6 protein-coding genes and 1 pseudogene are annotated in these 9,139 nt (G+C 71.7%); 2 read left to right on the plus strand and 5 right to left on the minus strand.

Translation table 11 applies throughout. From position 1 onward, the window contains the following. Nucleotides 1-35: 35 nt before the first annotated feature. Entirely contained in the window at nt 36-1,391 is a 1,356-nt protein-coding gene (locus tag BUE45_RS17955) for a bifunctional folylpolyglutamate synthase/dihydrofolate synthase (protein ID WP_073380491.1), read from the minus strand. Between the two features lie 116 nt (nt 1,392-1,507). Here BUE45_RS17955 and BUE45_RS17960 point away from each other — a divergent pair, with 116 nt between their 5' ends. Then, nucleotides 1,508-2,755, plus strand: coding sequence for a folylpolyglutamate synthase/dihydrofolate synthase family protein (locus tag BUE45_RS17960; RefSeq protein ID WP_073380492.1), 1,248 nt, complete (start codon nt 1,508-1,510; stop codon nt 2,753-2,755). Between the two features lie 152 nt (nt 2,756-2,907). Here the strand turns inward: BUE45_RS17960 and BUE45_RS17965 are convergent, their stop codons facing one another. The 3 genes from BUE45_RS17965 to BUE45_RS17975 form a co-directional block, all read right to left on the minus strand. Further along, a complete protein-coding gene (locus tag BUE45_RS17965) occupies nt 2,908-4,311 on the minus strand; it encodes an LVIVD repeat-containing protein (protein WP_073380493.1) in 1,404 nt (467 codons plus the stop codon). Between the two features lie 122 nt (nt 4,312-4,433). Continuing rightward, nucleotides 4,434-5,846, minus strand: a complete 1,413-nt coding sequence (locus BUE45_RS17970; protein ID WP_073380494.1) for an LVIVD repeat-containing protein — start codon at nt 5,844-5,846, stop codon at nt 4,434-4,436. 214 nt (nt 5,847-6,060) lie between these two features. After that, complete coding sequence (locus BUE45_RS17975) at nt 6,061-7,320, minus strand: LVIVD repeat-containing protein (RefSeq protein ID WP_245833332.1); 1,260 nt, start codon at nt 7,318-7,320, stop codon at nt 6,061-6,063. A 425-nt stretch (nt 7,321-7,745) separates the two neighbouring features. On the opposite strand from BUE45_RS17975, the gene BUE45_RS17980 reads away from it, so the two are divergent. After that, nucleotides 7,746-8,456, plus strand: coding sequence for a DUF305 domain-containing protein (locus tag BUE45_RS17980; RefSeq protein ID WP_073380496.1), 711 nt, complete (start codon nt 7,746-7,748; stop codon nt 8,454-8,456). A gap of 272 nt (nt 8,457-8,728) precedes the next feature. Here BUE45_RS17980 and BUE45_RS17985 read toward each other — a convergent pair. Then, nucleotides 8,729-9,139 (minus strand): annotated as a pseudogene (locus BUE45_RS17985) (ATP-dependent Clp protease ATP-binding subunit ClpX); the annotation flags it as partial.

Here is a 9,139-nt window from a genome sequence, read left to right on the forward strand (position 1 = left end):
GTGGGATTTCCCTTCGTCATGAGAGCGGCGGCCCGCTACTCCCCCGCGCCCCGCAGCAGGTGGACCGCGTCGCCCGCGGTGACCACCGAGCCGGTGACGAGCACCCCCGAGCCGCCGAACTCGCCGTCCTCCTCGGCCCGGCCCACGGCCAGGTCGATCGCGTCGTCGAGTCGGGGCGCCACGTGGACGCGGTCCTCGCCGAAGATCCGCACCGCGAGGGCGGCCAGGGTCTCCGGGTCGAGGGAGCGGGGAGAGGAGTTGCGGGTGACGACGATCTCGTCGAGCAACGGTTCCAGGGGATCCAGGATCCCCTCGACATCCTTGTCGGCCATGATCGCGACGACGCCCACCAGGCGGGAGAAGGAGAAGGACTCCTCCACCGCGGCGACCGTCGCGGCCGTTCCGGCCGGGTTGTGCGCGGCGTCCGCGATGACGGTGGGGCTGGTGCGCACCACCTCCAGGCGCCCGGGGGAGTCGACGCCGGCCAGGGCCTCGGCGACCAGGGCGGGGTCCAGCCCCGCGTCCGCGTCCTCGCCCGCGGCGGCGAACGCCTCGGCCGCGGCGACGGCCACGGCGGCGTTGGACGCCTGGTGGGCGCCGAACAACGGCAGGAAGAGGTTGTCATAGCTGCCGGTCAGGCCCTTGAGGGTGAGCTGCTGGCCGCCCACGGCGACCTCGCGGTTCAGCACCCCGAACTCCAGGCCCTCGCGGGCCACCCGGGCGCCGACCTCGGACGCGTTGCGCAGCAGCACCTCGGCCGCGGCCACCGGCTGCTGGGCGAGGACCGCGATGGAGTCGGGCTTGATGATGCCCGCCTTCTCCTCGGCGATGCCCTCGACGGTGTCCGGCAGGTACTCGGTGTGGTCGATGCCGATGGGTGTGACCACCGCGACATCGCCGTCCACCACGTTGGTGGCGTCCCAGCGGCCGCCCATGCCCACCTCGACGACGGCCACGTCCACGGGTGTGTCGGCGAAGACCGCGTAGGCCATCACCGTCAGGATCTCGAAGAACGACAGGGGCGCGTCGCCGATCCCGTCGGCCATCTCGATGTAGGGGCGGATGTCGTCGTAGGTCTCGACGAACCGCTCCTGGGAGACCGGCTCCCCGTCGACGACGATGCGCTCGCGGACGGTGCGCAGGTGCGGGCTGGTGTAGCGGCCCGTGCGCAGCCCCCGGGCGCGCATGAGCGCGTCGACCATGCGGGCGGTGGAGGTCTTGCCGTTGGTGCCCGTGACGTGGATGACCCGGAAGTTCCGGTGCGGATCGCCCAGCAGGTCCAGCAGGGTGCTGACGCGGTCCAGGCGGGGGTCGATGTCGGTCTCGGGTGCCCGGGCGAGGATCTGCGCCGTCACTTCGGCGTAGCGCGCGTGGGCGCTGTCCCCGCTCACGGCTGCGGAGGGGTCGGGATCGGGTTGCACACCGCGTCAGTGTACGCGGCCCGCACGGGGTGCGACCTCCGGGTACGGGGTCCGGGGCCCGATATCACCGGGACCATACTGGGGGCATGCCCGACCTTGACCCTTTCTTCGCCGAGTGGTCCGGCCGCGCCCCGGGCGCGGTCCGCAGCCTGGAGCGCGCCCGGACGCTGATGCGCTCCCTGGGGCTGGAGGACGACCGGCCGCCCGTGCTGGGGGTGGTGGGGTCCAAGGGCAAGGGGACCACGGCCACCTCGGCCGCCGCCGCGCTGTCCTCGGCGGGGCTGCGGACCGTGCTGGCCACCGGGCCGAGCTTCCGGTCCTACCGGGAGCGGGTGCGGGTGGACGGGGCCTCGGTCTCCGACGCCGTGCTGGAGGGCCTGGGCGCGCGGATCGAGCGGGCCCGGCGGGCGCTGCCCGACCCCGTGGAGGCGGGCGGCTACCTGGCGCCGAGCGGGCTGTTCCTCATGGCCGCTCTGCTGCACGCCCGCGACACCGGCGCCGACGTGTGCGTCCTGGAGGCCGGGATGGGCGGCCACCGCGACGAGCTGCGGCTGATCGGCCCGGAGGTGGTCGCGCTGGGCGCGGTCTTCGCCGAGCACCTGGGGGTCCTCGGGGACACCGTGCCCGAGATCGCCCGGGAGAAGGTGCGGGTGGCCGGCGGGCGCACCCGGGCGCTGGTGCGGCTGCCGCAGACCCCGGAGGTCGCCGCCGCCGTGGACGCCGCGCTGGAGGAGGCCACGGGGGGCCGGGTGCGGGCCCGGGTCGCCGATCCGCGCACGCCCGGGGCGGAGCCTCCCCCGGAGCTTCGCCCGCCGGGCCTGTCGGCCGCGTCGGGTGTGCTGGGCACGGCCGCGGCCGCCCTCGTGCTGGAGCACCTGGGCCGGGGCCCGCTGGACCCGGTCCGGCTGCACGCGGTGCTGCGCACCCTGCGGCTGCCCGCCCGGCTGTCGCGGCACCCGGTGCCGGGAGCGGCCGGGGCCGAGGCGATCCTGGACTCGGCGATCGACCGCGTGGGGGTGGCTGCGGCGCTGGAGCACGCGCGTGCCGTCTGGGGCGGGGTGGACCACGTGCTGCTGTGCCTGCCCGACCACAAGGACGTCCCGGGGGCGGTGGAGGTGCTGGGGGACCTGCCGGTCACCACGGTGCGCCTGCCCGAGGCGCACCTGAGGTTCGAGTACGCCCCGCCCGCGCACTGGGGGCGGGTGGACGCCGGGGACCTCACGCCCTCCCGGGTGGCCGCCCTGGGCCGGCGGGTGCTGGCCCTGGGCACCGTCTACTTCACCGGCCGGATGGCCGGGGTTCTGGACGTGCCCACCGACCGCCTGTTCGGCTGATCCCGGGGGCGCGGCCCCGCGCCGGGCCACGGGCCGCCCGCGGGTCCGCGCGGGCCCGGCGGGAGGGGTCCGCGGAGCACGGACCTCCCCCGCCGGGCCGCGGGGTCCCCGTCGCCCTCCCGGAAGGACGCCGGGAGGGCCGGGGGCCGGGCCTAGCGGCCCGGGCGGTAGCTCTCCTGGTTCTGCGGGTTCAGCTCGTCGAAGGTGACCCGCTCGGCCGCCCGCAGGCGCGGGTCGGTGATCTTCAGGACGTCGAGCCCGCGGGTGATGTCGTTGGAGTAGATGTAGCCGTTGTAGTAGTACGTCGACCAGGTGTCGTTGTCCAGGACGCCCTCCTCGACCCGGGAGTCCACGTCGAAGAAGGCGATCTCCTCGGGCGCGGCGGGGTCGTTGAAGTCCATGACGGACACGCCGCCCTGGTACCAGGACTGGACGAAGTAGTCCCGGCCCGGGACCGGGATCAGCGAGCCGTTGTGCGCCACGCACACCTGGTCGCCCTGGTGCCGGTCGATCTTGTGGTAGCTGGCGAAGTCCAGCTCCGGGGAGTCCCCGGTGCCGCCGATCGAGTAGATGGCGTTGGCGCCGCGCTCGGGGCCGATCTCCTCGGTGCACGTCGGGGCTCCGCCGCCGCCGAGCTCGTCGGTGAACAGCACGTTGCGGGCGTCGTTGGTGAACGTGGCCGAGTGCCAGAACGCGAAGTTCGGGTCCTGGACGACCTCGGTCACGACCGGGTTCACGGGGTCGGAGATGTCCATGAGGATGCCGTCGCCCATGCAGGCGCCCGCGGCGATGTCGTGCTCGGCGTAGACGGTGATGTCGTGGCAGCCCTGGGTGGGCAGCAGCAGGCCGGGCTGCCCGTGGTTGCCGCCGTCGGGGAACAGGACCGGCTCGTTGACGACCGCGGCCGAGGCCGGGTCGTCGTGCGGCACCTCGATGATGGAGATCTTGTCGTGCGGGGGCTGACAGTTGGGGAAGTTCGACGAGGGCGAGTACGAGGAGACGTAGACGAGGTCGCTCTCGCCGTCCTCGCTCGGGACCAGGGTGTTGGTGTGCGAGCCGCAGTCGGTGCGCACCGCGGCGACGTACTGCGGGTTCGCCTTGTCCGAGATGTCGAAGATCCGGATGCCCTCGAACCCGTTCGGATCGCTCACCGGCACCGACGGGGCACCGCACTCCTCCCCCGCGCGCGGGTAGTCGACCGAGAAGTACAGCAGGTCCCCGCTGACCGACACGTCGCCCTGGCCGCCGGGGCACAGGACCTCGGTGAGGACCGAGGTGTTCTCGGGGTCGGAGATGTCGTAGATGACGAAGCCGTCGTAGTTGCCGCCGATGGCGTAGTCGCCGGTGAAGGCCAGGTCGGAGTTGACGTTGCGGACGGTCTCGGGCTTGGGCACGTACGCGACGTGCTCGATGTTGGAGCTGTGGATCGAGTCGGCGGGGGGAGCGTCCGCGTACGCGGTCGCCGGGCCGAGCAGACCCACGAGCAGGGAGGCCGTGGCGGTCGCCGCCAGAGCGGCGGCGCCGCGCAACCCCCTCCTGTTGCGTGGTGCGGGCATCGGGACTCCTGTGCACTAGGGGGTGGACGGGGGACACGCGAAGGGGCCGCGGCGTGCACGGCCGCGGCCCCTCTCACGTCACCCGGCCCGGCCCGGTGGGGGCCGGGGGGACTGCGTGCGGGTCAGCGGCGGCCGGGGCGGTACTCCGGCTGCGACTGGGGGTTGAACTCGTCCATCGGGACGCGCTCGGCGGCGCGGACCCGCGGGTCCGTGATCTTGATGACGTCCAGGCCCCGGGTGATGTCCGAGGAGTAGACGTAGCCGTTGTAGTAGTAGGCCGACCAGGAGCCGCCCAGCACGAGGCGGTCCTCGTCGATCGGCGAGCGGTCGAAGTAGCCGATCTCCCGCGGCGCGGCCGGGTCGTTGAAGTCGATGACGGAGACGCCGCCCTGGTACCAGGACTGGACGAAGAAGTCCTGGCCCGGGACCGGAATGAGCGAGCCGTTGTGCGCCACGCAGTTCTCGGTGCTGCTCTGCAGGCGCGGGATCTTGAAGTAGCCCTCGAAGGCCAGTTCCGGATCGGCCTCGGTGCCGCCGATGGTGTAGATGGCGTTGGCCCCGCGCTCGGAGCCGATGCTCTCCAGGCAGGTCGCGCCGCCGCCACCGCCGAGCTCGTCGGTGAACATCACCGTGGCGCCGTCGTTGGTGAAGGTCGCCGAGTGCCAGAACGCGAAGTTGGAGTCCTGGACGACGTCGGTGACGACCGGGGCGGCCGGGTCGGAGATGTCCATGAGGATGCCGTCGCCCATGCAGGCGCCCGCGGCGATGTCGCGCTCGGCGTAGACGGTGATGTCGTGGCAGCCGCTGGTGTTGCGGAAGCCGCCGTCCGGGAAGAGCACGGGGGCGTCGACGACCTCGGCCGAGGCCGGGTCGTCGAGCGGGACCTCGATGATGGAGATCTTGTCGTGCGGGGGCTGGCAGTTGGGGAAGCTCGCCGACGGGGAGTACGAGGAGACGTAGATGTACTCGTGCTCGCCGTCCTTGCCCGGGACGAGGGTGTTGGTGTGCGAGCCGCAGTCGGTGCGCACCGCGGCGACGTACTGCGGGTTCGCCTTGTCCGAGATGTCGAAGATCCGGATGCCCTCGAACGCGTTCGGGTCGGTGGTGGGCACCGCCGGGGCGCCGCACTCGTCGCTGGCGCGGGTGTAGTCGACCGAGAAGTACAGCAGGTCGCCGCTGACCGACACGTCGCCCTGGCCGCCGGGGCACAGGACCTCGGAGACGACCCGCGGGTCCTCCGGGGCGGAGATGTCATAGATGACGAAGCCGTTGTAGTTGCCGCCGATGGCGTAGTCGCCGACGAAGGCCAGGTCGGAGTTGAAGTCGCCCATCGCCTCGGACTTGGGGACGTTGGCGATGTGCGTGACGTTGGCGCTGGTGTCCGCGTCGCTGACGAAGGCCTGGTCTGCGGAGGCGGCGGAGGGCGAGAGGAGGGACGCGGCGAGGGCGGCCGCGCCGGCCAGGGCGACGGCACCCTTTCTCAGGGCCGCTCTCCGCGGGTGCGGCGACGGGGGTGGGGTGGGGGACGACGCCATGGGGGCTCCTGTTCGGTCCGGCGCTGAACAGGGAAAAAGTACACACTTCAACATCTATCTGTATAGGGGGGAACAAAAGAAACACGCCGCTTAACACACTGTCCATACGGCCCGATCCGCCCGCGCGCGGCGCCTAGGTTCCTGCCGGGATCGGTGGTGCGGGGCAGGGGGGAGCGCACGCGGAAACGCGCGCTCCCCCCCCTCTGCGCCGGTGTTACGGGTGGTGCCCCTGCCCGGAAAAGGACGGCTGGGACTGGGGGTTGAACTCATCCGAAACCATCCCCTCCGCCGCTTTCAGGCGCGGGTCGGTGAGCCGCAGGACGTCGATCCCGTGCCGGATGTCGGACGAGTAGACGTGCCCGTTGTAGTAGTACGCCGACCAGGAGCCGGCGACGCGCAGGGCCTGCGGGTCCCACGGACCGCGGTCGAAGTGGCCGATCTCGCGCGGGGCGTCGGGGTCGGTCAGGTCGATGACGGAGACGCCGCCCTGGTACCAGGACTGGACGAAGAAGTCCTGGCCCGGGACCGGAATGAGCGAGCCGTTGTGCGCCACACAGTTCTCCGTTTCGGTCTGATGACGCGGCAGTTTGTAGTAGCTCCTGAATTCGAGTTCCGATTGGTCCCCGGAACCATGGAGCGAATAGATCGCGTTCGCCCCGTGTTCGGGCCCGGCCTCCTCCGTGCAGACGGCCGCGCTCCCCCCGCCCAGCTCGTCGGTGAACAGCACGTTGCGGGCGTCGTTGGTGAACGTCGCCGAGTGCCAGAAGGCGAAATCGGGGTTTCGCACCCGGTCCAGCACCCGCGGCGCCACCGGGTCGGAGATGTCCAGCAGCAGCCCGTCGCCCAGGCAGGCCGCGGCGGCGATGCCGCGCTCGGGGTAGGCCGTGATGTCGTGGCAGCCGGTGGTGGACTCGGACCCGCCGTCGGGGAACAGGACCGGCTCGTTGACGACCGCGGCCGAGGCCGGGTCGTCGTGCGGCACCTCGATGATGGAGATCTTGTCGTGCGGGGGCCGGCAGTTCGGGAACTCCTCCGAGGGCGAGTACGAGGAGACGTAGACGAGGTCGCTCTCGCCGTCCCCGCTCGGGACCAGGGTGTTGGTGTGCGAGCCGCAGTCGGTGCGCACCGCCGCCACGTACTGCGGGTTCGCCTTGTCCGAGATATCGAAGATCCGGATGCCCTCGAACCCGTCCGGGTCGCTCACCGGCACCGACGGGGCACCGCACTCCTCTCCCGCACGCGGGTAGTCGACCGAGAAGTACAGCAGGTCCCCGCTGACCGACACGTCCCCCTGCCCGCCGGGGCACACGACCGTGGACACCAACCGCGGGTCCTCCGGGTCGGAGATGTCGTAGACGGCGAAGCCGTCGTAGTTGCCGCCGATGGCGTGGTCGCCGGTGAACGCCAGGTCGGTGTTGTGGGCGCCGTCCCGGTCCAGCGGCGCGGGCCTGGGCAGTCCCCCCACCCGGACCACCCCGTCGGCGGAGACGTCCTCCCCCGAGGTCGCACCACCGCCGGGGGCGGCCGTCGTCGCGACCAGCAGGGCCGCGACGGCTCCCGCCGCCCCGCGCGGGAGGGCGCGGCCCGCCCCTCCCCGTCGTCCGGTCCCCTCGGCCACGGCCCACCTCCGACACACAGAGCAATAAATCGCCTACTTTGTGTTCTACGCCTCCCTTAAGCCGCAGACCAGTCGAAACACCGCAAGAGATGTACTGATGCCAGATCCGACAGAAGGTACACACGAGACACACCGAGTGAACGAAACGATGGAGACACGCCCTCAAGGGTGGACAAAACACCCGGCCAGTGAGTAGAAAGCCCAGCAGAGCGTTCTCCTCCGGCCCGGCCCCGGCGCCGGAGGCGGCGTACGCCCCACACCTTGTTCTTGGAGGACACCCCGTGCGTCGCCTCGTACTCGCCGCAGGAACCGCCCTCGTGCTCCTGGGAGCCCCGGCCTGCACCGGGGAGGACGAGCCGCAGGAGGCGGCGAACGTCATCGCCCCCAGGGCGCCCGGGGAGTCCTCGTCACCGGCCACCGCCGACCAGATCGCGGCCCTGGCCGAGGAGCAGGGCCACAACGAGGCCGACGTGGTCTACCTGGTGCAGATGATCGAGCACCACGGCCAGGCCCTGGAGATGACCGACCTGGCCCCCGAGCGCCACCGGCGCGAGGGGATCGGCGGCATCGCCGACCGGATCTCCGCCGCCCAGGGGCCGGAGATCACCGCCATGGAGGGCTGGCTGGAGACCCACGTGTTCGGCCCGGCCCGGGAGAACCCCGCCCACCAGAACTTCTGCGGCCTGGAGGGGGACGGGGGCCACCACGAGGAGGGCGAGGTCCCCGCCTGCGACCTCCAGGTGGAGCACGGGGAGATGCCCGGCATGGTCTCCGACGAGGACATGGGCCGGCTGGAGGCGGCCGACGGCGACGCGTTCGACCGGCTGTTCGTGGAGCTGATGTCCGCCCACCACCGGGGCGCGGTGACCATGGCCGAGGAGGTCCTGGAGAACGGCAGGGACCAGACGGTGATGAAGATGGCCAACGACCTCATCGCGGAGCAGAACACCGAGATCGACCGTATGGAGGCCGTCCTCGAGAACGAGGACTGACCGCCGGGCCCACGGCCTCGCCCGCAGTGCGGTGGTTCCCCGTCCGCGGGGCACCGCCCGCGGAGTCGTTCGGGCGGGCCCGCCGTACACGGGCGTCCGCCCTGCCGCGGCCCGCGGGCGCGCTCGCACGACCAGGGGGGACCACGCGGTGCAGGTCCCCCGGGGCGGTGTGCCACCCGGGGTCCACGGCGGCAGCCGCCGGACGTGTGTGGGGGCGTCCTCCCTCGGGAGGACGCCCCCACACACGTCCGGCTCGCGCGCGCGGCGCGGGATCAGGCGGACTTCTCCCGGTGCTCGGGCTCGACCTGGGTCCGCGGCACGATCGTGGGATTGACGTTGTCGATCACCGTCTCCCGCGAAATGATCACCCGACCCACATCCTCACGCGAGGGAACCTCGTACATCACCGACAACAACACCTCCTCGATGATCGCCCGCAACCCACGCGCACCCGTCCCCCGAATGATCCCCTGCTCAGCGATCGCCTCCAGAGCATCCGGCGTGAACTCCAACCCCACACCGTCCAACTCGAACAACCGCTGATACTGCTTCACCAACGCATTGCGCGGCTCCGTCAGAATCCGGATCAACGCCTCACGATCCAGATCATGCACACTCGTGATCACCGGCAACCGACCGATGAACTCCGGAATCATCCCGAACTTCAACAGGTCCTCCGGCAT

The sequence above is a fragment of the Nocardiopsis flavescens genome (assembly GCF_900141985.1).
Classification (GTDB): domain Bacteria; phylum Actinomycetota; class Actinomycetes; order Streptosporangiales; family Streptosporangiaceae; genus Nocardiopsis; species Nocardiopsis flavescens.

What these genes read in the sequence shown, in the direction of transcription:
- BUE45_RS17960 (WP_073380492.1), top strand. Translation starts at nt 1,508, where the DNA reads ATGCCCGACCTTGACCCTTTCTTCGCCGAGTGGTCCGGCCGCGCCCCG.
- BUE45_RS17965 (WP_073380493.1), bottom strand. Translation starts at nt 4,311, where the DNA reads ATGCCCGCACCACGCAACAGGAGGGGGTTGCGCGGCGCCGCCGCTCTG.
- BUE45_RS17970 (WP_073380494.1), bottom strand. Translation starts at nt 5,846, where the DNA reads ATGGCGTCGTCCCCCACCCCACCCCCGTCGCCGCACCCGCGGAGAGCG.